Annotated in this window: 20 protein-coding genes; 9 read left to right on the top strand and 11 right to left on the bottom strand. The window is 66.4% G+C overall.

Translation table 11 applies throughout. The annotated features are described in order from the left end of the window. Positions 1-14 precede the first annotated feature (14 nt). On the bottom strand, positions 15-1,493 hold the full coding sequence (locus tag KBY78_RS00560) for a DEAD/DEAH box helicase (RefSeq protein ID WP_255141882.1): 1,479 nt from the start codon (positions 1,491-1,493) through the stop codon (positions 15-17). Between the two features lie 58 nt (positions 1,494-1,551). Between KBY78_RS00560 and KBY78_RS00565 the strand changes: the two genes are divergently transcribed. Genes KBY78_RS00565 through KBY78_RS00575 form a run of 3 tightly spaced genes read left to right on the top strand, consistent with a single transcriptional unit; the run spans position 1,552 to position 3,469 of the window. Next, entirely contained in the window at positions 1,552-1,725 is a 174-nt protein-coding gene (locus KBY78_RS00565) for a hypothetical protein (RefSeq protein WP_399215035.1), read from the top strand. Beyond that, a complete protein-coding gene (locus KBY78_RS00570; protein ID WP_255141883.1) occupies positions 1,722-2,939 on the top strand; it encodes an FAD-dependent oxidoreductase in 1,218 nt (405 codons plus the stop codon). Before KBY78_RS00565 ends, KBY78_RS00570 begins: the two co-directional genes overlap by 4 nt. A gap of 38 nt (positions 2,940-2,977) precedes the next feature. Then, a complete protein-coding gene (locus tag KBY78_RS00575) occupies positions 2,978-3,469 on the top strand; it encodes a hypothetical protein (protein WP_255141884.1) in 492 nt (163 codons plus the stop codon). A gap of 32 nt (positions 3,470-3,501) precedes the next feature. On the opposite strand, the gene KBY78_RS00580 is transcribed toward KBY78_RS00575, so the two are convergent. Further along, a complete protein-coding gene (locus KBY78_RS00580) occupies positions 3,502-3,888 on the bottom strand; it encodes a hypothetical protein (RefSeq protein ID WP_255141885.1) in 387 nt (128 codons plus the stop codon). 131 nt (positions 3,889-4,019) lie between these two features. On the opposite strand from KBY78_RS00580, the gene KBY78_RS00585 reads away from it, so the two are divergent. Further along, positions 4,020-5,672, top strand: a complete 1,653-nt coding sequence (locus KBY78_RS00585; RefSeq protein ID WP_255141903.1) for an alpha-D-glucose phosphate-specific phosphoglucomutase — start codon at positions 4,020-4,022, stop codon at positions 5,670-5,672. 93 nt (positions 5,673-5,765) lie between these two features. On the opposite strand, the gene KBY78_RS00590 is transcribed toward KBY78_RS00585, so the two are convergent. The 5 genes from KBY78_RS00590 to KBY78_RS00610 form a co-directional block, all read right to left on the bottom strand. Beyond that, positions 5,766-9,035 carry an efflux RND transporter permease subunit gene (locus KBY78_RS00590; protein ID WP_255141886.1) on the bottom strand — a complete coding sequence of 1,090 codons (3,270 nt, stop codon included), beginning with the start codon at positions 9,033-9,035 and terminating at the stop codon, positions 5,766-5,768. 9 nt (positions 9,036-9,044) lie between these two features. Further along, complete coding sequence (locus tag KBY78_RS00595; RefSeq protein ID WP_255141887.1) at positions 9,045-10,193, bottom strand: efflux RND transporter periplasmic adaptor subunit; 1,149 nt, start codon at positions 10,191-10,193, stop codon at positions 9,045-9,047. A gap of 95 nt (positions 10,194-10,288) precedes the next feature. Next, a complete protein-coding gene (locus KBY78_RS00600) occupies positions 10,289-10,573 on the bottom strand; it encodes a hypothetical protein (RefSeq protein ID WP_255141888.1) in 285 nt (94 codons plus the stop codon). Beyond that, positions 10,573-13,977: an efflux RND transporter permease subunit gene (locus KBY78_RS00605; RefSeq protein WP_255141889.1), complete on the bottom strand. Its 3,405-nt coding sequence runs from the start codon at positions 13,975-13,977 to the stop codon at positions 10,573-10,575. The genes KBY78_RS00600 and KBY78_RS00605 overlap by 1 nt, the downstream gene beginning before the upstream one ends. Positions 13,978-13,986: 9 nt before the next feature. Then, on the bottom strand, positions 13,987-15,078 hold the full coding sequence (locus KBY78_RS00610) for an efflux RND transporter periplasmic adaptor subunit (protein ID WP_255141890.1): 1,092 nt from the start codon (positions 15,076-15,078) through the stop codon (positions 13,987-13,989). Between the two features lie 98 nt (positions 15,079-15,176). Between KBY78_RS00610 and KBY78_RS00615 the strand changes: the two genes are divergently transcribed. Then, entirely contained in the window at positions 15,177-17,405 is a 2,229-nt protein-coding gene (locus tag KBY78_RS00615; protein ID WP_255141891.1) for an AAA family ATPase, read from the top strand. Between the two features lie 98 nt (positions 17,406-17,503). Here the strand turns inward: KBY78_RS00615 and KBY78_RS00620 are convergent, their stop codons facing one another. Further along, positions 17,504-18,199, bottom strand: a complete 696-nt coding sequence (locus KBY78_RS00620; protein ID WP_006172142.1) for an alpha/beta hydrolase — start codon at positions 18,197-18,199, stop codon at positions 17,504-17,506. Positions 18,200-18,289: 90 nt separating this feature from the next. Next, entirely contained in the window at positions 18,290-18,796 is a 507-nt protein-coding gene (locus tag KBY78_RS00625) for a hypothetical protein (protein ID WP_006172144.1), read from the bottom strand. Between the two features lie 64 nt (positions 18,797-18,860). On the opposite strand from KBY78_RS00625, the gene bcp reads away from it, so the two are divergent. Further along, positions 18,861-19,328, top strand: a complete 468-nt coding sequence (gene bcp / locus KBY78_RS00630; RefSeq protein ID WP_255141892.1) for a thioredoxin-dependent thiol peroxidase — start codon at positions 18,861-18,863, stop codon at positions 19,326-19,328. Here bcp and KBY78_RS00635 read toward each other — a convergent pair. Further along, a complete protein-coding gene (locus tag KBY78_RS00635; RefSeq protein ID WP_255141893.1) occupies positions 19,276-20,076 on the bottom strand; it encodes a type III pantothenate kinase in 801 nt (266 codons plus the stop codon). The two genes, bcp and KBY78_RS00635, sit on opposite strands and share 53 nt — an antisense overlap. 3 nt (positions 20,077-20,079) lie before the next feature. Further along, a complete protein-coding gene (locus KBY78_RS00640; protein WP_255141894.1) occupies positions 20,080-20,829 on the bottom strand; it encodes a phosphoadenylyl-sulfate reductase in 750 nt (249 codons plus the stop codon). A 75-nt stretch (positions 20,830-20,904) separates the two neighbouring features. On the opposite strand from KBY78_RS00640, the gene KBY78_RS00645 reads away from it, so the two are divergent. The 3 genes from KBY78_RS00645 to hflX are packed head-to-tail and all read left to right on the top strand — an operon-like array spanning position 20,905 to position 24,448. Beyond that, positions 20,905-22,158 (top strand): NAD(P)/FAD-dependent oxidoreductase, encoded by a 1,254-nt coding sequence (locus tag KBY78_RS00645; protein WP_255141895.1) that lies wholly within the window; start codon positions 20,905-20,907, stop codon positions 22,156-22,158. Further along, a complete protein-coding gene (locus KBY78_RS00650) occupies positions 22,143-22,805 on the top strand; it encodes an HAD-IA family hydrolase (protein ID WP_255141896.1) in 663 nt (220 codons plus the stop codon). Before KBY78_RS00645 ends, KBY78_RS00650 begins: the two co-directional genes overlap by 16 nt. Continuing rightward, a complete protein-coding gene (gene hflX, locus KBY78_RS00655) occupies positions 22,802-24,448 on the top strand; it encodes a GTPase HflX (RefSeq protein WP_255141897.1) in 1,647 nt (548 codons plus the stop codon). Before KBY78_RS00650 ends, hflX begins: the two co-directional genes overlap by 4 nt. Positions 24,449-24,458: the final 10 nt, after the last annotated feature.

Below are 24,458 nucleotides of genomic sequence, written 5' to 3' on the forward strand. Positions count from 1 at the left end.
CAGCCAGCAGCTCCTCAGACCTCAACCTTGAGCGCCTGATCCCAGCCACCAGCGGCCGGTTCCTCACGGAGCAGCGGCGGCCACCCAGGCGGTGGTGCGGGCTGGTTCCTGAACTCCCTGGAGGCCCATTTCCACGAGAGCCGCAGCACCCTGGCCACCCGCTTCAGCTCATACAGATGCCGAGGCGCTCGCTCCACCACAGCCAGCACTGCGCCCCTGGGGACCCGGCCACGCTGATACATGCACAGGATTTGCTGCAGCTGGACCGATGCCTTGATTGCGCGTTCCTGCAGGGCCTCCGCCGGGTCGATCTGCCGGAGGACAGCGGTCGGATCCTGTCGGGCGACGATCTCGATCCGGCCTCCCTCCTGCTGGGCCACCACGGACGGCGTGCCCTTCGGCTGGGCCTGGTGGCCTGCATCCAGAGACCAGGCGATCTCCTCACAGGGCATAGGCAACAGGGACCAACTTGGGCCGTGGTCGATTAGCAGCGCCCGCTCCTTGCCCGGCGATGGCCTCAGCACCCTGCCCTGGAGTTGCCGGAGCAGGCGCAGCGACTTCGTGGGCCTGACCAGCTGCAGGCACCCGGCCTCAGGTACGTCGAGGCCCTCGTCCACCAGGGCGCAGCAGCAGAGCACCTTGATCTGGCCAGCGCGAAATGCTGAAAAGGCGTGATCTCGCTCGGCGGTGGGGGTCTTGCCGTCCACCGCCACCGCTGAGATGCCTGCCCAGTTGAAAGCTGCGGCCAGTTCCTGTGCGTGCTCCACCGTCACCCCCACGCAGATGGTGGGAAGCCGGGGTTTGTTGAGCTTCAGCCATGTGCTCACCACATCGCCAGCTATGCCCACCACGCGCTGCTGCAGGCCCTGGGGGTCGTAGTCCCCCCGCACGGTGCGGATGCCCTGCACGTCGATCTGAGCCGGTGCAGCGAACAGCTCGTACGGGCAGAGGAAGCCGTGGTCCATCAGCCACCTGGGGCTGGGCCCTTCGAGCAGGACATCGAACCCAGCACCTCCCAGGCCACGGCCATCGGGGCGGATCGGCGTGGCGGTGAAACCAGCCAGCAGCTCCGGGGCCAGGGCCTCGCGCACCTTCTGCCAGCTGCTGGAGCCCATGTGATGGGCCTCATCGGCCAGCAACATGCCGCCGGGGTGCAGCCGGTCCAGCCGCCTGGCCAAGGTCGGCACCATGGCCACCAGCACCGGAGCAGACCAGTCCGGCCGGCTGCCTGCCATCACCATCTCAGGGACCTCGCCGGTGTGCCGTTCGATCGCTGCGGCCAGCTGGAGCGCAATCTCGCGGCGGTGGCAGATCACGGTGGAGCGCCTGCCGGTGGAGCGATTGAGGCGCACCAAATCAGAAATCAGAGCTGTTTTCCCGCCGCCGGTGGGCAGCACGATCAGCGGCGAGCGCTGGGCCTTCAGGGCAACACAGGCCTGCTCGATCAGCGCCTGCTGGTATGGGCGGAGGGTGAAGCCAGCAGGGCCTGCCACGCTGTATCTGCGATGTGTCTGATCCGCTTCCGCCGCCCACGGCAACGACGAAACGCTGATGATCGTGGAGTCGCCCCAACTGGCGGCCCACTTCACCCGTGAGGAAGACCGCATGTGGCAGGGGGCGGAACTGGGTATCACGCCCCGGCTGCGGCGCAAGCTGGAACGAATTCGCCAGACCTGCGGGCAAGGGACGCCGCGGCCCCTGGCAGCCAAAGCGCAGAAGTCATGACCCAAGCCCCATCCCCCCAGGCCATCGTAATCGTGGGGGCAGGCCCGGCAGGCGCGGCCCTGGCGATGCTTCTGGCCGAGCGGGGGGTGCCGGTGACCCTTGTGGAAGCGGCGCGGGATTTTCAGCGCCAGTTCCGCGGCGAGGGGCTGATGCCCTCGGGCCTGGCAGCCCTTGAGGCCATGGGCTGCGGCCCCTTGCTGGCCCGCCTGCCCCAGCGGACCCTCAGCGCCTGGTCGTTCCAGCTGCATGGCCGGGAGTTGTTCCGGGTCGAGGAACCCCTGGAGGGCGATCGCCCCTGCACGCTGATCTCCCAGCCGGCACTGCTCGACGCCCTGCTGGAGCGGGCCAGCCGGGCCAGCGGCTTCCAGTGGAGGCCCGGACTGGCGGCGGTGGATCTGAGCGAAGCCGGGGGCCGCATCACCGGGGTGGTGCTCAGCGATGGAAGCCGGCTTGCAGCCTCCCTGGTGGTGGCCACCGACGGCCGTTCCTCGCTGGTGCGGCAGCGTTCGGGCCTGGAGCTGGAGCGCCAGAGCAGCCCCATCGATCTGCTCTGGTTCCGCCTTCCCAGCCACCCCCGCTTCGAGCGCGACAACGTCTTCACGATGCTGCTGGGGGAGGACGGCAGCGCCTGCAGCCTCTTCCATGGCGCCCTTCCGGGGGAACTGCAGCTGGGCTGGGTGCTCAGCCCCGGCGAGCGGATTGAGCGCAGCCCCCAGGCCTGGGGCGAAGCCTTTGCGGCGATGGCCCCCGGCTGGCTGGCTGATCACCTGCTCGAGGTGGCCCCAGCGATCAGCTCACCTCTGAAGCTCTCAGTGCAGGTGGGCTGCTGCCGCCGCTGGCACCGCCCCGGCCTGTTGCTGCTGGGCGATGCCTCCCACCCGATGAGCCCGATCCGGGCGCAGGGCATCAACATGGCCCTGCGCGACGCGATCGTGGCCACCAACCACCTGCTGGCACCCCTGTTGGCGGGCGATGCCGCCGCCATCGACAGCAGCCTGGATCAGATCCAGGCCCAGCGCTGGCCGGAGATCCGGCGAGCCCAGGCCCTGCAACAGCAGGAGGCCCGCCAGGCCCAGCTGCTGCGTCGAACGCCCCTGCTGCGCCGCGGCCTGGTGCAGCTGGCTCCATGGCTGGGAGAGCGGATCGGACACTCCTGGCGGCAGCGCCAGATTCCCCTGCGGCAGGGTCTGGCTCCGGTTCAGCTCACGGTCTGAGCCGCCGCCATGATGGGGGCAGTTGCTGCCCTGCATCGATGGCCCGATCAAGCCTTGCCGTCACGCTGCTGAGCGCCGCTCTGCTCGCGGCTCCCGGCCTGGCCCCAGGCCCGGCCCGGGCCAACGACCTCTACGCCATCTACCCCAGCACGGAGACGCTGCGCCAGGTGCAACTGGCCGCCCTCGACTGCGGCAGGGAGAACAGCGCCGCCACCTGTGATCGGGCCCGCAAGCTGGCGGATCCCCTGATGGATCACCCGTTGCTCTCGGGCTTCTGCAAGGACGCCCTCTGGGGCGTGGTCCAGATTGCCGTGACCGAACAGAGCAACAGCCTGAGCCGGCGTGACGGCATCGATGCCGCCGCAGATCGGGTGGTCAGCAGCTGCCGTCCGGTGAGCAAGCCCGTTGCCAAAACGGACCGGGCAGGTGGTCCTGGTGGGCCTGATTCCACAGGCGGTGGGCCTCCAGGCGCCTCGGGCGGGAGTCGACCATCCGGTTCGGGCTTCGGTTTCGGATCAGGCGGCCGCTGAGGGGTGGCCCAAGCCTGGTGGCCGCGCTCAGCTCAGGGGGTTGTGGCCACGGGCGTGTCCGAGAGCTTCAGCAACTCCTTGGAGGTGCGCTCCATGAACTCCATCGACCAGCCGGTGGTCACCGCCGCCTGATTGGCCAGCTCACAGAGGGGGGAGCGATCACCCTGGGCCTCACAGCTGGAGGACAGGCCGAGCAGGGCATTGGTGAGCTTGCCGGTGAGGCAGCTCGAGGTGCCCGATTTCTCAAGAACGGCCGTGGCCGCCTTCCGGCTGACGCTGATGGCCTCAGGCATGGGCTTGGCAGGTGCAGCCCCCATCACTCCGGCCTGGACTGGGGCAAGGCTCAGGGCCGCCAGCGACAACAACAGCCCCTGGATCCGGCTCGACTGGGCGGCGGGGAAGGCCATTGGCTCAGACATCCTGCAGTGAGCGCAGGCTAGCCAGTGGATAGCGACGTGCCAGATGCAGCCTGACCGCAGGGCTAGCTTGGGCTTCTCCACAGGTCGGCCCCATGACCAGCAGCGCTTCCTCTGATGCTCCAGCCGCTGCCATGGACACCTCTCCATCGCCATCGGTTCGTCAGGTGCTCCTGAGCGCCCCCTTCACCGACCAGAAACCCGGCACGTCCGGCCTGCGCAAGAGCAGCCGTCAGTTCGAGCAGCCCCACTACCTGGAGAGCTTCGTGGAGGCGGTGTTCCGGGTGATGCCCGGAGTGGCGGGGGGCACGCTGATCCTTGGCGGCGACGGCCGCTACGGGAATCTTCGGGCCATCGATGTGATCGCGCGCATGGCCGCCGCCCATGGCGTGGCCCGGCTGATCACCACCACTGGCGGGATTCTCTCCACCCCCGCCGCCTCAAACCTGATCCGTAAGCACCAGGCCATCGGCGGCATCATCCTCTCGGCCAGCCACAACCCCGGCGGCCCCGAGGGCGATTTCGGCGTCAAGGTGAACGGCGCCAATGGCGGGCCGGCCCCCGAATCCATCACCGATGCCATCTACAGCGCCACCACCCAGCTGGAGGGCTACCGGATCCTTGACGCCGAGACACCTTCCCTGAAGGGGACGGGGACCTACGCCTTGGGCGGCCTGCGCATCGAGGTGATCGATGGGGTCGACGACTACGTGGCCCTGCTGCAGGGCCTGTTCGATTTCGACGCGATCAGCGAGATGTTGAGGGGAGACTTCCCGATCGCCTTCGATGCCATGCATGCCGTCACCGGTCCCTACGCCAGCCGCCTGCTGGAGGGGATGCTGGGGGCACCGGCAGGCACGGTGCGCAACGGCACGCCCCTGGAGGATTTCGGCGGTGGCCACCCCGACCCCAACCTCACCTATGCCCATGATCTGGCCGAGCTGCTGCTCGATGGCGACGATTACCGCTTCGGGGCCGCCTGTGACGGCGACGGCGACCGCAACATGATCCTGGGCCACCGCTGCTTCGTGAACCCCAGCGACAGCCTGGCGGTGCTCACCGCCAACGCCACCCTGGCTCCCGGCTATGCCGGTGGGCTCTCCGGGGTTGCCCGCTCGATGCCTACCAGTGCCGCGGTGGATGTGGTGGCCAAGGAGCTGGCCATCCCCTGCTTCGAAACCCCCACCGGCTGGAAATTCTTCGGCAACCTGCTCGATGCCGGCCGCATCACCCTCTGCGGTGAGGAAAGCTTCGGCACCGGCAGCGACCACATCCGCGAGAAGGATGGTCTCTGGGCGGTGCTGTTCTGGTTGCAGATCCTGGCCCGCAGGCGCTGCTCGGTGGCCGAGGTGATGGCCAGCCACTGGAGCCGCTTCGGCCGCCACTACTACTCCCGCCACGACTACGAAGCAATCGCCAGCGACAGGGCCGATGGCCTCTACGGCCGCCTGAAGGGCCTGCTGCCCTCCCTGGCGGGGGCCGGCTTCGCCGGCCGCAGCATCGCCACCGCCGACGACTTCAGCTACACCGACCCGGTGGACGGCTCCCTCACCAGCGGCCAGGGCCTGCGCCTGCTGCTCGACGACGGCAGCCGGGTGGTGTTCCGCCTCTCGGGCACCGGCACCCAGGGGGCCACCCTGCGCCTCTACCTGGAGAGTTACGTGGGAGCCGGAGGCAACCTCGATCAGGATCCCCAGCAGGCCCTCGCTGATCTGATCACCGCCGCCGACCACCTTGCCGAGATCCGCGGCCGCACCGGCATGGAGCGGCCCACGGTGATCACCTGAACCAGTGATCACCCCAGCAACTGTTGCCCACGCTGGGGACTGTGCTGTGTTCTCGTTGAGCAGATCCTGCAGCAGGGCGAGGACGGCTCCGTGTCATGAAACCGGATCGGAATGCGGCTGCGCCAGGCCAGGATCGGAGTGCCGGAGCTGCTTGATGAACACATAGAACGGCGGCACCACCCCAAGGGACAGCACCGTGGCCACCAGCAGCCCCCCGAAGATCACCGAACCGAGTGCCTGCTGGCTGTGGGCACCGGCACCACTGGCCACCACCAGGGGGAAGAAACCAGCAAGGGCCGCGATGGCCGTCATCAGGATCGGCCGCAGGCGGGATTCGGCCGCAGCGATGGCGGCATCGGTGGCGCTGGATCCTGCTTTGAGTTTCTGCTCGGCAACCTCCACGATCAGGATGGCGTTCTTGGCCGCCAGGCCGATCAGGGTCACCAGACCCACCTGGGCGTAGATGTTGAGGTCGATCGATCGGGCGGCCAGGAAAACAAGAGCACCGAGCATGGCCAGAGGAACGGTCATCAGGATGATCACCGGGGTGACATAGCTTTCGTACTGGGCCGAGAGCACCAGGTACACCACCAGGATGCCGAAACCAAAGACGAGAATGCTTGACGCTCCGGCCGAGAGTTGCAGGGCCGCCAGTCCAGTGAAGGCATAGGCGATGTTGTTGAAATTCTGGGCCTTGAACACCTCCTGGATCTTTTCGAGAGCCTGCCCCGAGCTCTTGCCGATCGCCTCGGCCCCCTGGATCACGATCGAGCGGTAAAGGTTGTAATGGTTGATCACCGGCGGGGCGCTGGTGAGCTCCACGCTGGTGAACTGAGAAACAGGCACAAGATCACCGCTGCGGTTGCGGACGTAGTAGCCCTCCACATCTTCCAGGGTGCTGCGGTGATCGGCATCCGCCTGCACGTAGATGTTGCGCACCTGGCCGGCCTGATAGGTCAGGTTGGCGAAGTTGCTGCCCGCCAGGATCCCGATCGTGGTCATCGCCTGCTTGAAGTCCACATCCAGGGTGCCGAGCGCGTCGCGGTCCACCTTGAGCTCGAAGGCGGGGGCGCTGGGAATGAACTGGGTGTAGAGCGATCCGAAGAAGCCGGTGGCGTTGCCCTTGGCCACCACCTGTTTGGCCAGATCATCGAGCTCGCTGAAGCTGAAGCCCCCGTTGCTGAGGTCGTTGAACTGGAAGGCGAAGCCACCCTGGGAGGAGAAGCCAGGCACCGGTGGAGGCTGCGCGGCGATGGCCAGGCCGCTGCTGATTGTTTTGAGCTTGGTGTTGAGGCGCTCGATGATCGCCGGTGCCTTCTGATCCGCCGACTGGCGCTCGTCCAGAGGCTTGAAGCCGTAGAAGAACGCTCCCTGGTCGGGGCTGCCGCCATTGAAGCCATAGCCACTGATCACCGTGGCGCCGACGATCTCCTCTTCCTCATCGAGCACCTTGGCGATCTGGCTGGCCATCTTCTGGCTCTGGCTCAGGGAGGCCCCGTTCTGCAGCTGGAAGATGCCGAGGCCATAGCCCTGATCCTCGTCGGGAATGAAGGCCTGGGGCAGGGCGGAGAAGGCGAAGCCGGTGACCACGATGCCGCCCACCAGGGTGAGCATCACGATCTTGCGGCTGTCCACCAGGAAGGCCACCAGCCGCGCGTATCCGTTCTGAAGCCGATCGAAGAAGGCGTTGAAGCGATCGAAGATCCAAGGCAGGTTGGCGCCGCCGATCACCCCAAGCACCACGCCGAGGACATAGGTCCAGCCGCCCACACCGTTGAAGCGGCCGAAGGCCAGACCCACCACGACCCCGGCCACGATCCAGGGCCAGCCGCGCGGCGGCGGCGGCTTGCTGGTGCGCAGGATCAGGCCGGAGAGCATCGGCGAGAAGGTGAGGGCGTTGAAGGCCGAGATCCCCACCGCGAAGGCGATCGTGAGCGCGAACTGGCGGTAGATGATGCCGATGCTGCCCGGGTAGAACGCCACCGGCACGAATACGGCCATCAGCACCAGTGCGGTGGAGATCAGGGCGCCGATGAGTTCCCCCATGCACTCCATGGCCGCCTGGCGCGGCTTCATGCCGGCCGCCAGGTTCACCGACACGGCCTCGATCACCACGATGGCGTCGTCCACCACCAGTCCGGTGGCCAGCACCAGACCCAGCAAAGTGAGCTGATTGATCGAGAATCCGAACACGTTCACGAAGGCCATGGTGCCCACCAGCGAGATCGGAATGGCCAGGCTGGGTACGATCGTGGCTCGCCAGTCCTGCAGGAACAGGAACAGAATCAGCAGCACCAGCACGATCGCCAGTCCAAGGGCATCAATCACCCCTTCGACAGCCGACTGGATGAACTGACCGATGTTGTAGATGAGTCCCACGGTGACGCCCGGGGGAGCGCCGGCAGCGAACGCGTTCATCACCTTCACCACCCCGTCTGAAACATCGAGGGCGTTACTGCCGGGCGTCTGGAACACCGCCACCACAATCGCCGGGTGATTGTGCTTGTCAACGCCGGCGGTGCTGTACGAGTTGAACCCATAGGTGGCGCGGCCCACATCCTCGAGACGCAGCAGATTGCCGTTGGGTGATTTGCCCAGGATCAGCTTGTTGAGCTGGTCGATGGAGGTGAGGTTGCCGTTGTTCTGAACCTTCAGGGGATAGGTGAAAGCCTGATTGCCGCCGGCTGGAGGTCCACCGATGAGTCCGCCGACGGCCACGAAGTTCTGATTGCTCACGGCACTCAGCACCTGATCGGCGGTGATGTCGTTGGTGGTGAGCTTGTTGGGATCCAGGAACAGCCAGAAGGCTGGATTGCTCCCCCCCAGCAGGCACACATTGGCCAGACCGGGAACCCGGCTGAGCTGGTAGTAGAGGTTGGAGTAAATCAGACCATTGAGATAGGGCGCATCGAACTGCCCGTCGCTGGTGCCCACCTGAGAGGCCAGGAGGATTGAGGGGGTGGATTGCTTCACCGATACGCCGGTGGCCTGCACCTGCTGCGGCAACTGGGGCATCGCCAGGGTTACCCGGTTCTGGACGTTCACCTGATCGATGTCGATGTCAGTGCCCTGATCGAAATAGACGTTGATCGTGCTGTTGCCGGTGAGGGTCGTGTTCGAAGCGATGTACGAAACCCCTGGGGAACCATCGATCTGCTGCTCGATGGGGTTGGTCACTGCAACTTCAGTGACCTCAGCGTTGGCGCCCCCATAGTTGGCCACCACCTGAATCAGGGGGGGAGCGATGTTGGGCAGGTTCTCGATGGCGAGCACCGGGATGCTGATCATCCCCACCAACACGATCAGAATGCTGCAGACCGTGGTGAGGACGGGCCGCTTGATGAAATTGTCGGAGAAGGACATCGGGGCGCCTCAGTTCCCCACGAGGTCGCTGGCGGGTTCATCCCGCACCGGCAGCCCCGAGCGCAGCAGGGCCGTGTTGCTCACCACTACCTTGTCGCCCCGCTTGAGGCCATCGAGCAGCGGATAGACATTGCCCTGAAGTTTGCCAACCTTCACGGCCGTCTGTACCACGATCGGTGTTCCACCGGGCAAGGAAAGGATCTTGCTCTTCATCTCCTCCGGTACCTGTGTCGACTCCCGGATCTTCGGAGCCACCTCCGAGAGCGGATAGATCTTGTACACAAACGGTTGGGACGCTTGCATCAGCACGGCCTGCACCGGCAGAGCCAGCTGACGCTTCTCCTCGGTGATGATGAGGTTGGTCACCTTCTGACCGGGCTTGAGCTTGCCGGTGAGGTTGGGGAATTCGGCCTTCACCAGCACAGTGTTCGGAGAGCTGCTGCTGGAGGCCGAGAGGGTTCGGTAGTAGGGGGAGATGAACACCACTTTGCCCTGACCCCGGAAGGGAGGAGTCTCCTGGGTGGTGAGGAGCACGGGCTGGCCCGTTTTCACCCTGTTGGCCACCGTGGCGGGCACATCCATGTTCGTCCACAGCAGGCTGTTGCTCACGATCCCGGTGATCGCCTGGCCAGTCTTGACGAAATCGCCCACCTTCACCGAGCTCAGATCGCCGATCTCCCCATCGAACGGTGCCCGGATGTAGCTGTACCCCAGGGTGGCCTTCGAGGCTCGGGCCTGATCGCGGCTCTGGATGGCCTGGGTGATGTAGAAATCGCGTTCCTTGGTGGACACGGCCCCCTGATCATTCAGGAAGATGTAGCGCTCGGCGTTGAGCAGATCCTTGCGGGCCTCCGCCTTACTGGCGTCGTACGCCGCCGTGGGCTGAACGTTGTCGAGCACGAACAGCACCTGGCCCTTGCGCACAAGGTCACCCTGGTTCACCTCGATCTTCACGACCCTGCCATCGGTTTCCGGCTTGAGGGTGACGCTGGTGCGGGACTCCAGCTCACTCACCACCTGAATGCCGGGGGTGAAGGTGGCCTCACCGAGCACCACAGTCTGTACCGCCGGTGGGGTGAAGGCCGCAGACTTCGGACGGGAGCATCCCGCCATCGCCACCGCCAGCAGGAGGGAGAGGGGTGCCAGGCGTAACCGCATCGGGACAGGCTTGGCAGGAAGTATTTGGCGCAAACCTAAGTGAAGACCCCGAGGGCGTCGAGCGCCACCTGCAGTCTCCACGCAGAGAGTCCCCTTCACGGACTATTCCTGCGTCCAGCGCTTTTGCCTCGTGGCTGGCGATACGCCGGATCCGGATTAGTGACCTGCAGCTGACGCACGGTTTCGATCGCCATGCCGCCCAGACCACCGAACGCAGCCAGCAGAATCCTGAACCAGAAGACCGCGTAGGACGTCACCGAGACCGGCGTGTTGCGCACCACGGTCTGCAGAAACACGCTCACGGCCAGGCCGAGGGCAGCACCCACCAGCCCCGTGAGCACGATGCGCCGTCCATTGAGGGGCTGGGGCTCAGCGGCCATCAGGGCGAGGAAGCTGGAAGTTCAGGAGGGGTCGCCGCCCCAGTACTGCCCAGCTGCTTGATGACGACGTAGAAAACCGGCACCACGAACAGCGAAAGCGCGGTGGCCACCATCAGGCCGCCGAACACCACGGTACCGAGGGAGGCCTGGCTGCGGGCACCGGCTCCATTGGCCAGCACCAGGGGCAGAAAGCCGAACAGGGAGGAGATGGCCGTCATCAGAATCGGCCGCAGGCGGGATTCGGCCGCCTCACGTGCGGCCTGGATGGCCGAGGCTCCCTCGGCCATGCGCTGATTGGCCAGATCCACGATCAGGATGCCGTTCTTGGCGGCCAGGCCGATCAGCATCACCAGACCGACCTGAGCGTAGATGTTGAGTACTTCGCCGCGTGCGGCCAGAAAGGCCAGAGCTCCCAGCATCGCGGTGGGAACCGTCATCAGGATGATCAGCGGGTCGACATAGCTCTCGTATTGAGCCGCCAGCACCAGATACACCACCAGAATTCCGAACGCGAAGATCACGACGGCCAGGGCCCCCGCTTTCACCTCCTCCCGGGAGAGGCCGGTCCAGTCGAAATTGAGGCCATTGATCCCGAGCTGGGAGAAGGTGTCCTGCATGCCCTTGATCGCCTCTCCGGAGCTTCGACCCGGCGCCGGGGAGCCCTCCACCTTGATGGAGCGGAACAGATTGAAGTGAGGAATCACCGCTGGACCTGTGGCCGGCTCCACGGTGAACACCTCCGCCAGAGGGACCGGCTCACCAAGGCGATTGCTCACAAACAGGGCCTTCAGTTGCTCTGGCGTGGCCCGGAACGGGGCATCGGCCTGCACATAGACCCGGCGGATCTTGCCCTCCTGGAAGGTGTCGTTGATGTAGGCGCCGCCGAAGTAGAAGCTGAAGGTCTGCATCGCCTGGCCATAGTCCACATCGAGAGCGGCCAGCTGGTCGCGGTTCACACTCACCTTGAGCTGGGGGGATTCAGGCGTGAACTGGGTGAAGACCCGCTCGAAGATCCCCGTGGGCATGGCCTTGGCGATGAGCTGATTGGCACTGGTGAAGAAGTCGGGAAGGCTGAGGGCTCCACCGCTCTGATCCAGCAGCTGGAATTCGAACCCTCCGGAGGTGCCGTAGCCGGGAATGGCGGGCGGCTCGACCACGAAGATCCTGGCCCCGTCGATCGCCGCCATCTTGCGGTTCAGCCGCTCGACGATGGCGGCCATGTACTGGTCGGCATCGGGGCGATCGGCCCAGTTCCGTGTGCCGAAGAAAAAGAGACCCCTGTTGGGTGCATTTCCATCCAGGCTGAAACCACTGATCAGCAGGGCGTTGCTGATGTCCTTCTCGCTGCGCAGGATTTCGGCCACCTGGGTGTTGATGGCCCGGGTGTTCTGCTCTGAGACCCCATCGGGGGCCTGAACGAAGCCGATGGCATAGCCCTGATCCTCGATCGGCACGAAACCCGAGGGGATGGAGGTGAAGGCCACACCGGTGAGGGCGATACCTCCCACCAGCACCCCCATGATCAGAATCCGGTGGCTGAGCACCCAGCCGAGGCCCTTCCGGTAGCCCCGCTCTCCGGAGGCGTAGAACCTGTTGAAGCGCGTAAAGATCGGTTCGAGGAAGAAGCCCAGGGCCAGACCGATCAAGGCGAAGATCACCACCGCCAGTGGCCGGGCCACTCCACCCAGCACCAGGCCAAGCACCGCCGCCGCCGCCGTGACCGGCAACCGCAGGGGGAGGCGCGTGATCAGCCCCAGCAGGTAGCCCAGCAACAGCCCCGCCACCAGGAAGCCGAGCACCACAAGGATGCCGCCGCCGCTCACGAGCACCCCATAGATGAAACCGATGGATGTGCCGGCGATGGCGTAGGTGCGCCGTCCCGGGGGATCACCTTCTCGGGCCAGCAGAAGGGCCGAGAGCATCGGCGAGAAGGTGAGCGCATTGAAGGTGGAGATCGCCACCGAAAAGATGATCGTGGCGGCGAACTGCTTGTAGATCGTGCCCGTGGCTCCTGGGAAGAAGAGCACCGGCAGAAACACCGCAAACAGCACCAGCGAGGTGGCGATCACGGCACCGAACAGCTCGTTCATCGTGCTCTTGGCTGCCTGCAAGGCCGTCATCCCTTGGGCCTTCTTGGAGGAGGTGTCCTCGATCACGGTGATGGCGTCATCCACCACCAGCCCCGTGGCCAGCACCAGGCCGAAGAGAGTGAGCTGGTTGAGCGAGAAACCGGCGACCTTCACGAACATGAATGTGCCCACCAGGGCCACCGGGATGGCGATTCCGGGCACCAGGGTGGCCTTCCAGTTCTGAAGGAACAGGAACAGAATCAGCACCACAAGGACCACGGCATCGCGCAGGGAGTTGGTGACTCCCTTGATCGAGGCATTGATGAAGTCGGTGACGTCGTAGATCTTCTCAATCTTGATCCCTGGAGGAATCGTGCTGCTGAACTCCTCCAGCACCTCCTGCACACCCCGGGACACTTCCAGAGCGTTGCTGCCGCTCAACTGATACACCAGCAGACCCACGGAGGGAACGGCCCGCAGATCAGTGGCATTGGAAACGTAGCTTTCAGCTCCCAGCTCCACACGACCCACATCCCGCAGCCGCACTAGACCGCCATCCCCGGTGCTGCGCAGGATCAGGTTGGAGAATTCCTCGGAGCTGCGCAACCTTCCCTGCAACTGCACCGTGAAGGTGAACTTCTGCCCCTTGGGGGCCGGTTCGCCTCCCACCTGCCCAGCCGGAACAAGTCGGCTTTGGCTGCGCAGAGCATTCACCACATCGGCAGAGCTGAGCCGATTGGCAGCCAGACGATCAGGATCGAGCCAGAGGCGAAAGGCGAGCGTTTGGCCGGCTATGGTGACATTTCCGACCCCCTTGACGCGCTTGATCTTGTCAAGCAGGGTCTGATCTAGCAGACCACTGATGAACTCCGTACTGTACGGCTTATTAGCGTCCTCACTGCCGAAGTTGTAAACAAGAAGGATGGAATTGGAGGCTTTATTCACCACAACACCTGATTGCCGCACTTCCTCCGGAAGCTGGGGTTGGGCCAGGGCTACCCGGTTCTGGACATTCACCTGATTGATGTCACCGTCGGTGCCACTGGCAAATGACACGGTGATGGAACTTGTGCCGGAGGCTGCACTGGAAGAGGTAATGAAATCCATGTTCTCCACCCCGTTGATCTGCTGCTCCAGCACATTGGTGACACCCTCCTCCACGGAGATCGCATCGGCACCGTTGTAGAGGGCATTCACCGTTACGGTGGGGGGTGCGATGTCGGGAAGATTTTCAACCGGCAGCAACGGAATCGAGATCAGACCACCGATCACGATCAGCAGACTGCAGACAACGGTCAGAACCGGACGGGTGATGAAGTTATCGGATGCAGACATCGACTGCTCCTACTTCACCGTCACGGGAGTGCCGTGACGAAGGGTGAGCAGATTGGTGGTGATCACACGTTGACCGAGAGAAACACCACTCAAAACGGGATAGCGATTGTTCTGCAGGGAGCCGAGCTGAACCGGTAGCTGCAGGGCGAAGGTGCTGCCTGGTGGGAGCTTGCGCAATTGATCCAGCGGTGCCTTGCCGGGAGACTTCTCCAGATCCTGCAGAGTGCCGACGGCAAAGACGAAACTTTGGCCGGCCGTCTGGGTGACCGCGGCGAAGGGCACCGAGGGCAGATCGGCCGCATCGAGCTGGACCCGGGTGCGCAAGCGCAGGCCGCTGCGCAGGGCGCCGGTGGGATTGTTGAATTCGGCCTTCACCAGCAGGGCCTGGTTGCCGGCATTGACGACCGGATCCACCGAGCTGACCACGCCGCGGGCCAGCACCCTCGGGGACTGAGGCTCCTGCAGAGTCACGGGCAAACCGGGCCTCACCCGAGCGGTCAGCACGCCGGGAACGTCGATGCGGGCGGTGAGGCGGTCGTTGCGCACCACCTTGGTGAAGGGATCCCCGGCACTGATCACATCGCCCACCTTCACCTGCAGATCACTGATCACCCCATCGCTGGGGGAGCGCAGGTCGCGAAAGGCCAGATCGGCCTCTCGGGCCCGCAGGGCCTCCCTCGACTGGACGAACTGGGCCCGAAACTGGTCGCGCTGCAGGGCGCTGGCGGCACCCTGGCGCACCAGGAACTCGAAGCGCTTGTAATTGAGCTCGTCCTTCTCCAGCTGGGCGCGCAGACTGGCCACATCGGCACGCACCTGCACCTGATCGAGCACCATCAGCAGTTGGCCCTGTCGCACCACATCGCCCTGACGCACCAGCAGGCGCTCGATGCGGCCGCCGGCCTGGGCCGCCAGCTCCACCACGCTGAGAGCCTCAAGGGTGCTGATCGTGTCGACGTCGTCGCTGAAGCGGGCCAGGGCGACGGGTTCGGTCTTGACCTGGACCTGTCTGGGGGGCGGCTTGGGGGGATCGCCGCAGCCGCTGAGACCAGCCGCCAGAAGACCGAGAGCGGCCGGGATCACCAGACTGGAACGCTTCACGCACGGTGACAAGACTTGGCCGATTCTGCAGGCCCGTGCCTCCACCTGCAGTTCCTGAGGGTTGATCCCAGGATTGTCCTCATCCCGCCACACTCTTTTTGAGCGATCTGTTCAGCCATCAGGGGGAGATCAACCGCCAGGCGCTTGCCCCCCTCGCCGATCGCCTGCGCCCCCGCAGCCTCGAAGAGTTCGTGGGCCAGGCGGAGATCCTGGGCCCCGGGCGGCTGCTGCGGCGGGCGATCCGCGCCGATCGGGTGGGCAACCTGATCCTGCACGGCCCGCCGGGGGTGGGCAAGACCACCCTGGCGCGCATCATCGCCAGCAGCACCCGTGCCCATTTCACCAGCCTCAATGCGGTGTTGGCTGGGGTCAAAGACCTGCGTGTGGAGGTGGAGGCGGCACGTCAGCGGCTGGAGCGCCACGGCCTGCGCACCCTGCTGTTCATCGATGAGGTTCATCGCTTCAACGTGGCCCAGCAGGACGCCCTGCTGCCCTGGGTGGAGAACGGCACCGTGACCCTGATCGGCGCCACCACCGAGAACCCCTACTTCGAGGTCAACAAGGCCCTCATGAGCCGCTCGCGGCTGTTCCGCCTGCAACCCCTCGAGCCCCGTGATCTGAGGGTGCTGCTGGAGCGGGCCCTCGCCGACGGGGAGCGCGGCTATGGCGGCCGGGCGGTGGAGCTGACCCCCGAGGCAGCCGATCACCTGCTGGATGTGGCCGGCGGTGACGCCCGCAGCCTGCTCAACGCCCTGGAGCTGGCGGTGGAGAGCAGCGCCGCCGATGCCAGCGGGGTGATCCGGATCGACCTGGAGATCGCCGAGCAATCGATCCAGCAGCGGGCCGTGCTCTACGACAAGCAGGGGGATGCCCATTTCGACACGATCAGCGCCTTCATCAAGTCGCTCAGGGGTTCCGACCCCGATGCCGCCCTGTTCTGGCTGGCGCGGATGGTGGAGGCCGGTGAGAATCCGCGCTTCATCTTCCGGCGCATGCTGATCTCCGCCGGGGAAGATATCGGTCTGGCCGACCCCCAGGCGATGGTGGTGGTGGAAGCCTGTGCGGCGGCCTTCGAGCGGGTGGGACTGCCGGAGGGGCTTTATCCCCTGGCCCAGGCCGCCCTCTACCTGGCCGGCGCCGAGAAGAGCAACAGCCTGCTGGGGTTCTTTGACGCCCTCAAGAGCGTGCGGGCCACCAACCGCCAGGAGGTGCCCTCCCACCTGCGCGACGCCAACCGCGATGGGGCGGCCTTCGGCGATGGGGTGGGCTATCGCTACCCCCATGCCTACGCCGAGCACTGGGTGGCCCAGACCTACCTCCCGGCCGCCCTGCAGGGGGAGGTGTTCTGGTTACCTGGTCGCCTCGGCTGGGAGGGGGGGCTGCAGGGCCGGCTGCAGCGGCGGCGTGCCGCCCAGCTGGCTGCCGCCGCCGAGAGCGCAGCCGACTCCGGCCCCCTGCTCAGCAGCGGACCCGACGACGCGGAGCTGGAGCGCTGGCTGCAGCGCCAGGCCGCCGCGGAGGGAGAGCGGCTCGATCAGCTGCGCCAGCGCTTCTGGCAGGGGGCCGAGTGGCGGCGACAGGACCGGACACTGATCCTGGCGGCCAGGTCCCTGCTCTGGGCCCTGGATCCCCTGGAGAGCTGCCCGGAGGGGGGCGTGCTGATCAGCGTGGACAGCGCAGCGGATCAGGAGCGCCTGCAGGCCCAGTGCCAGCTGCTCGACAACCTGCGCAGCCCGCGGCTGCAACTGCTGGATCCGACAAGGCCTGGAAGCCTGAGCAAAACGATGGAACCCGGCGAGCGCTTTGAGTGGCTGGTGGGCCGCTCGCCCTTCCAGGGACTCGCGCCAGAGCTGTGGCAGCGGTGGCTGGAAGAACTCGATCAGCTGGCCAGCCCCAGGGCGCAGTGGCGCCTGCTGCTGAGTGGACCGCTGCTGGGTCCCGCCGGGGCGCTGGCGGAACTGCTGGCCAGGCCGGGTGGTTCAAAGGCTGGCCAGGATGAGAGGACCCTGCCTGAGCTGCTGCGACGCGTCAGCCTCGAAGAGGGCGACTGGCTCACAGCGCAGCCTAGTCCTGCCGAGCTGACGGGAGCCCTGGAAGCCATGAACTGGCAGGTGGAACAGGAGAGCTGGCAGGAGTCACTCACCCTGGACCTGAACGAGAGTGCCTACCAGCGCTGGTTCAGCCCCAGTGCGGCCTACCGAAACCGGCTGGAAACCGTGTTGAACCCCGTTGAGATCGCCACGGTGGAAGCAGGGTTCCGTGGTCAGCTCCGAGGGCAGCTTCCCCAGCGCCTGCTCCACCATCGCCTGATCGCCCACCGCAGATGATCCCGGCAGGCTGAGCCAGCCGGAGCGCACCCATAAAAAAACCCCGGCACTGCCGGGGTTCGCTGAAAGGGCTTCTGGCCTCAGCCAGTGGCCCGGTGTCACCAGAGGCCGCGGATGGGCTCGTTCTGGGGGGTGAAGACAGGAGCGGGAGCGGGAGCGGTACGCACTTCAGCCACGGGGTCCATCATCTGGTTGGCCTGAATGCAGGCCGGCAGGAAGACGTACCAGGAGAGCAGGGAGGTGCACTGGGCTTCTCCCTGGCACTTGCCTTCGGCGCAGATGTTCTGCTTGCCGTCGTAGGTGCCGCAGGTGTCAGCCAGACGGAAGTCGGTGGGCAGGGCGGCCATGATGCCGGCCGAGGAGATGGAACCATCGGCGGCGTCGGCGATGATCGCGCCTCGCAGACCCTGAACGGCGTAGGTCGACATCGACCAGTAGGGGAAGTAGCTGCGGGTCTGGTTCTTGAGGAACTTGACACCGGCGTCGGAATAGAGGAAGCGGGTCACGCCCACCACATCGACGCTGTAGCTCTTGGCCAGACCGGTGCGCAGTTCGCTGGCAGTCCAGCCGGAGCGAGAGATCCCGCCGGCGAGACCGCGATCGGTCACATCACCGTCTTCGATGAACGTTTTGAAGGCATCCAGGTTGGTGGACCACACGGCACCGCCGGTGTTCCAACGAACAGGGAGATCATTGTCCACAGCTGCCGAAGCGGGCAGGGCTGTGGCTGAGAAAGCGGCTCCAGCAAGGAGCCCAGCGGCAAGACGCTTCAGCACGGGAAGGCGAAGGAACATCCCTTTCAACCTAGTCAGCTGAGTTGCACTTGCCAACATCTTGAAAGTGAATGGAGACAGACCTTGGGCTGGCCCACCCCCTTTGAGCCCTCAGCTGGTGGGGCGAAGGCGCTTGGGGCTCCCGAGAGTCCGCCATCCCGGCGGGCAACCGAGGCGGTCGGACTGAAAAGAGAAGGCTCCCGGCGTGCCCTCTCCGCGGCAGACCACCCCTCGCGGCACACTTTCGATGGCCTCCACCCGCGCCACATAGGTCTCCTTGCCCGTTCGGGGGATGAGCCTGAGCTGGGCGCTCTGGTCCTCCACCTTCAGTTCAGCCTTCATGTCCTGGGGGGCTTCGATGCCCAGCACATCGAGGTAGCCGCTGAAGCCACCCCAGAAGTAACGGGTGATCTGGGCGCCAACGAAGCGGTTGAGCAGCAGCGCCGCCTGCTGACGCTGATCCAACAGGGCCTCCTGGGCTTCGAGATCGGCCAGCACAACGGCCGCCGAAGTTCCCGGGCGGCTGGCCAGGGGCGGCTGCAGGGTGAGCTGGACCAGACCGGCGACGCCGATCAGCGCCAGCAGGGTGGAGAGGCCGAGGCGAAGGGCGAGGGCCATCAGGCTTCGGGAGGACGTCTGACCCTACCGGCGACCTAGGGTCAACCCTGGCAATCGTCGAACCATGACGCTGCAGATCGGAGATCCGGCCCCCACCTTCACCCTTCCCGACCAGAACGGCACATCCGTTTCGCTGGCCGACCTGCGTGGAACGCGAGTGGTTCTTTACTTTTATCCCAAGGACGACACCCCAGGCTGCACCAAGGAAGCCTGCGGATTCCGCGATCAGTGGGCCAGCTTCGAGCAGCACGGCATCAAGGTGCTGGGCATCAGCAAGGACGAAGCCGGCAGCCACACCAAGTTCATCGCGAAGTACCAGCTGCCCTTCACCTTGCTCAGTGATCCCGAGCCCTGTGAGGTGGCCGCGGCCTACGACAGCTATGGGCTGAAGAAGTTCATGGGCCGTGAGTACATGGGCATGATGCGCCACACCTTCGTGGTCGACCCGGAGGGGAAGCTGGAGCTCATCTACTGGAAGGTCAAGGCCGAGGAGATGGCCCAGCAGATCCTCTCGGATCTGAGTCTGAACTGAGTGCCACCAGCGCCTCCAGCGCCAGCTCCGGTGCCAGCTTGAAGGGCACCTGCTCCCGACGCAGCAGCGGGGCGAGACTCGGGGCGTCGCCGCCGGTGAGCCAGAGCGCGGTGGGCTCCAGCGGATGCAGGTCGCGCCAGGCCTGGGCCACTGCAGCCGCCAGGCCCAGCAGGCACCCCACCCGCATGGCCTGCTCCGTCTCGATCGGCCAGGGGTCGATCGCCTCGGCGAGACGATCCAACCCCTCAGGTCCGGGCACCAGCAGCGGCAGCAGCTCCGTGGCCCGCCCCAGGCAGCTCAGCTGGGTGCTCACTCCGGGCTGCAGCCTTCCCCCTGCGAAGGCGCCCGTCGCCCCGATCCGGGTGAGGCTGAGCGCCGTGCCCGCATCGGCCACCAGCACAGCCCCTCTCCCCAGCCGGCCCTGGCGCTGCCAGGCCTGCCAGCCCACCAGAGCACGATCGATGCCCAACCAGGGCGGCAGCTGCTGCAGGGGCACCTGCTCGAGCTGCAGGCGCCGGCCCTCCATCGGCGCGAGCTGACAGGTGTTTTCTCTGCCCTGAAAGGGCACCGGGCCCACGGCCGCCCAGGCCCGCAGCCGCTCCCACGGCAGCAGGGCGGGATCAGGAGGTGGCGGGCTGTGGCTGAAACGCAGGACCGGGGATCCTGGGTCGGAGGCCGCCTCCGCCAACGCCTCAACCCAGTGCCAGCGGCTGTTGCCGATCAGCAACCAGAGGTCGCCGGCTCCCACGGCTCAGATGCCCTCGCCCATCACTCCCGGCAGATGGATGCCGCATTCCTGCTTCAGCCCCCCGAAGCGGCTGGCGCGGCCGTCACCATCGTCAGGTCGGCTGGAATGCCAGTCGCCCACGCTGGAGTAGCCCTGCTCAAACAGCGGGTGCTGGGGCAGGGCATGGCTCTCCATGTAATAGAAGACCTGGCGAGGCCCCCAGGAGAGCAGGGGTCGCAGCGACCAGCGCCCGCGCACCCCATCGAGGGGGGCCATGGCGCCGCGGTGATCGGTCTGGCCACCGCGCACCCCACTGGCCCAGCAATGCACACCCAGCTCCTGGAAGAGCCGATCCAGGGGCTCCACCTTGCGCAGGCGGTGGTAAGTCTGAAGGTCTTCCACCCGACCGGTTTCCCAGAGGCGGCCGTAGAGCGCCTCCATCCGGGCCGGGGAGAGATCCGCCTGCGCCACCTTGAGATTCAGATTGAGGGCGGTGCAGAGCCTGTCGGCATAGAGGTAGGTCTCGCTGGGCAGGTAGCCCGTGTCCACCCAGAGCACGGGGATCCTCTCGCTGAGGCGGCTGGCCATGTGCAGCAGCACCGCCGACTGGATCCCGAAACTGGTGGTGAGCGCGAACCCCTCGCCGAAGGTTTCGTAACCCCAGGCCAGTTGCCCAGCGGCATCAAGGGGCTCCAGAAGGCGCAGGGCCGGTTCCGGCTCGACAGTCCGGCCCAGCCGATCCGTCGGCAACGGGGTCGTGGTGAGGCTGATCATGGCCTCCATCATCTCCTCCGGGGCAACACCGCTGGTTAGGGTTTGATCAACCCCAGACGGCAAGGCCTTTCGCCCATGGAGGAGCCCAGCAGGAGCCCGGCCAACACGCCCCCACAGGCGTCCGGCCCCACCAGGCCGGTGCTGATTGCCGGCGGCGGCTTCGGCGGTCTGTACACCGCCCTGGCCCTGGCTTCCCAGCGCCATCACCCGCCGATTCTGCTGGTGGAGCCTCAGCAGCGGTTCCTGTTCCTGCCCCTGCTTTACGAGCTGCTCTCGGAGGAATTGCGCGGCTGGGAAGTGGCCCCCCGCTACGACACCCTGCTGGCCAGCCGGGGAGTGGCCTGGCTGCAGGACCGGATCAGCCGCATCGATGCCAGCGCCGGCTGTGTCTACACCGAGCAGGGTCGGCAGCTGGCCTATTCGCGCCTGGTGATCGCCACCGGCAGCCGCGGCACCAGCTACGGCATTCCCGGGGTGGAGGAGTTGGCCATCCCCTTCCGCAGCCTTGCCGACGTGGAGCATCTGCAGGAGCTGGTTCAGCACCTGCGCAGCCACCCCAGGCCCCTGCAGCGGCTGGCGCTGGTGGGGGCCGGACCGAGCGGGGTGGAGCTGGCCTGCAAGCTGGCCGATCTGCTCCAGGGCAGCACCGTGATCGAACTGATCGAGCAGGGCACCGATCTGCTGCCCCAGGCCCGGGCCTTCAACCGCGAGCAGGCCCGCTCGGCGCTGCTGCGCCGCGACATCCGCCTGCGCACCCACACCCGGGTGCTGGCCCTGGAGCCTGGCCGTCTGGAGTTGAGCCTCACGGCGGGGGGGGAGGGCAGCAGCCGCGAAACACTGCCGGTGTATGGCGTGATCTGGACCGCTGGGGTGACGGTGGCCCCGCCCCCGATCGAGCCTGCCGCCAGCCTCGATGACCGGGGCCGCCTGCTCTGCGAATCGACCCTTGAGCTGAAGCAGACCCCCGGAGTGTTTGCGATCGGTGATGTGGCCCACGTCGCTGATGCCGATGGGGCGCCCCTGGCGGCCACGGCCCAGGTGGCCTTCCAGCAGGCTGACTGCCTGGCGGAGAACCTGCTGCGCTCGCTCGAGGGTGAGTCGTTGCAGCCGTTCCGTTGGAAGGATCTGGGCGAGATGATCAGCCTGGGCATCGGAGAGGCCAGCCTCACAGGCCTGGGCCTGACCCTGGCGGGACCCGCCGCCTACCGGATCCGTCAGCTCACCTACCTCTCAAGACTTCCGGGCCTGCCGCACCAGCTCAGGGTGGCAGCGGGCTGGTTGAGCGATCTCGGCCGCCCCCTGAACGTGCCTCGATGTGGGAGTCCCTGAACCCGGGCGCACCCGCCGCGCTGCTGCTGGATGCCATGGGCACGTTGATCGGCCTGCGCCGCTCAGTGGGTCACACCTATGCGGATGTGGCCCGGCGGCACGGGGTGATCGCGGAGCCGGAAGCGATCGATCAGGCTTTTCCCGCTGTGCTGCGCCAGGCTCCGCCACTGGCCTTCCCTGGCCTGGAGGGCCCGGAACTGCTGTCGGCCGAGCAGCAATGGTGGCACCAGCGCATCGAGGACACCTTGCGCTCAACCGGCGGCAACCTGGGAGAGCTTGAACTTCCCCCACAGCTGGCTCTCGAGCTGTTCGAGCGCTTTGCCGAGCCGGATCTCTGGCGGGTGTATCCCGATGTGATCGGCCCCATCGGCCGCTGGCACGGGGCTGGCCTGCGCCTGGCGGTGGTGAGCAACTTCGACCAGCGCCTGCACGGGCTACTTGAAGCCCTCGGCCTGGCGCAGCTTCTGGAGCTGGTGGTGGTCTCGAGTGCGGCCGGTGCGGCCAAACCCAGCCCGAAGCCCTTCGAGCTGGCCCTCGAAGGCCTGGAACTCCGGCCCGAGCAGGTCTGGCATGTGGGCGACAGCCCGGAGGATTTGGCGGGTGCCAGGGCGGCCGGAATCACCTGCCTGCTGATCCGGCGCCATTGAAACAGTCCGTCCTCGCCGGCCGTGTCACAGGGCTGCGGCCCGCCCAGAAACGGCGGTTGGAGCGCCTGGCCCAGCGGCGCCACCCGGAGCAAGGGGGCGCCGACCTGCTGGGGCTGCAGCGGCTGGCGGCCGAGGCCCGGGAGCTGGAGCTGCCCCTCAGCCTGGTGGTGGATGGCCGCGGCCTCTGCCGCTTGCTGTGGGTAGGTCCCCTGGAGCAATCGGGCCGGTTGATCGAGCGCCTGCCTGGCTCTGAGCGGCGTCAGGGCCAGGATCTACGGCTGCTCAGCTGCATCGGCCGTGGTCAGTCGCTGGAGCCCGTTGGCAGCGACGCCCTGGTGGGCATGGACCTGCAGCCCCTGTTCTGGCTGCGCTTCAGCGACCGTGCCCGCTCCGGTGGACGCTGGCCCGCCGCCGTCTACGGGCTCAGCCGCGATGAAGCCCAGCCTTGGACCTGCCGGCTGGAAGGTGAGCTCGCCGACCTCTGTGATCCTGGTATCAACCCCGCCGAGGCCGGCGAGCTGGAAGCGGTCAGGGCGATCAACCAGACCCGGCAGGGGCCGGAGCAGGTGATGCTGCTGGCTCTGGTCAGCGGCGAGGAGACCGAGAGCCAGCGCGACATCGCCGAGCTCGAAGGGCTGGTGCGCAGCGCCGGTGGTCTGCCGGTGGGGGTGGTGCGCCAGAAGCGCCAGCAGGCCGCCCCCCACACCCTCTGGGGCGAAGGAAAGCTGCGCGAAGCGGCGCTGGAGGCCCGCCGGCTCGGGGCCACCCTGGTGGTGACCGACCGTGAACTGACGCCGGTGCAGGCCCGCAACCTGGAGCGCCTGCTGGACCTGCCGGTGAGCGATCGCAGCGAGCTGATCCTCGACATTTTCGCCCAGCGGGCCGCCAGCAGCGCCGGGCGCCTGCAGGTGGAACTGGCCCAGCTGCGCTATCGCCTGCCTCGGCTGAGCGGACGGGGCCTCAGCCTCTCGCGCCAGGGGGGCGGCATCGGTACTCGCGGACCGGGCGAGACCCAGCTGGAGAAGGACCGCCGCGCCATTGCCCGCCGGATCGAGCGGCTGCAGCGCGACGTGGAGCGGCTGGGGGAGCACAGGGCTCGCCTTCGCCAGGGTCGGTGTGGGCTGAAGCGGCTGGCCCTGGTGGGATACACCAATGCGGGCAAGAGCTCACTGCTCAACGCCCTGACCCAGCCAGTGGCCGGGGAGGAGGTCCTGGCGGAGAACAAGCTGTTCGCCACCCTCGATCCCACCACACGCCGGCTGGATCTGCCCGATGGCAGCGGAGCGGTGCGGCGCCTGTTGCTCACAGACACGGTGGGGTTCATTCGCGAATTGCCGCCGCCGCTGGTGGAAGCCTTCCGCTCCACCCTGGAGGAAACCCTCGAGGCCGACGGGTTGCTGATCGTGGTGGATCTGGCCGATCCGGCCTGGCCCGTGCAGCTCAGAACGGTTCACACCATCCTCGATTCCCTCGGCAGCCATGCCCCCCGCCGCCTGGTGGCCAATCAGATCGATCGCTGCCCCGCCACCGCCCTGGAGCAGGCCCGCTCATTCGACGCCGACGTGGTGTTCATTTCCGCAACGGCAGGACTGGGATTGCAGCACCTGCGCGACATGCTGCAAGATTGGCCACAATCCACGTAGGGATTGCGTC

Origin of the sequence: Synechococcus sp. EJ6-Ellesmere (genome assembly GCF_024345875.1) — a bacterium.
GTDB classification, from domain to species: domain Bacteria; phylum Cyanobacteriota; class Cyanobacteriia; order PCC-6307; family Cyanobiaceae; genus Regnicoccus_A; species Regnicoccus_A antarcticus.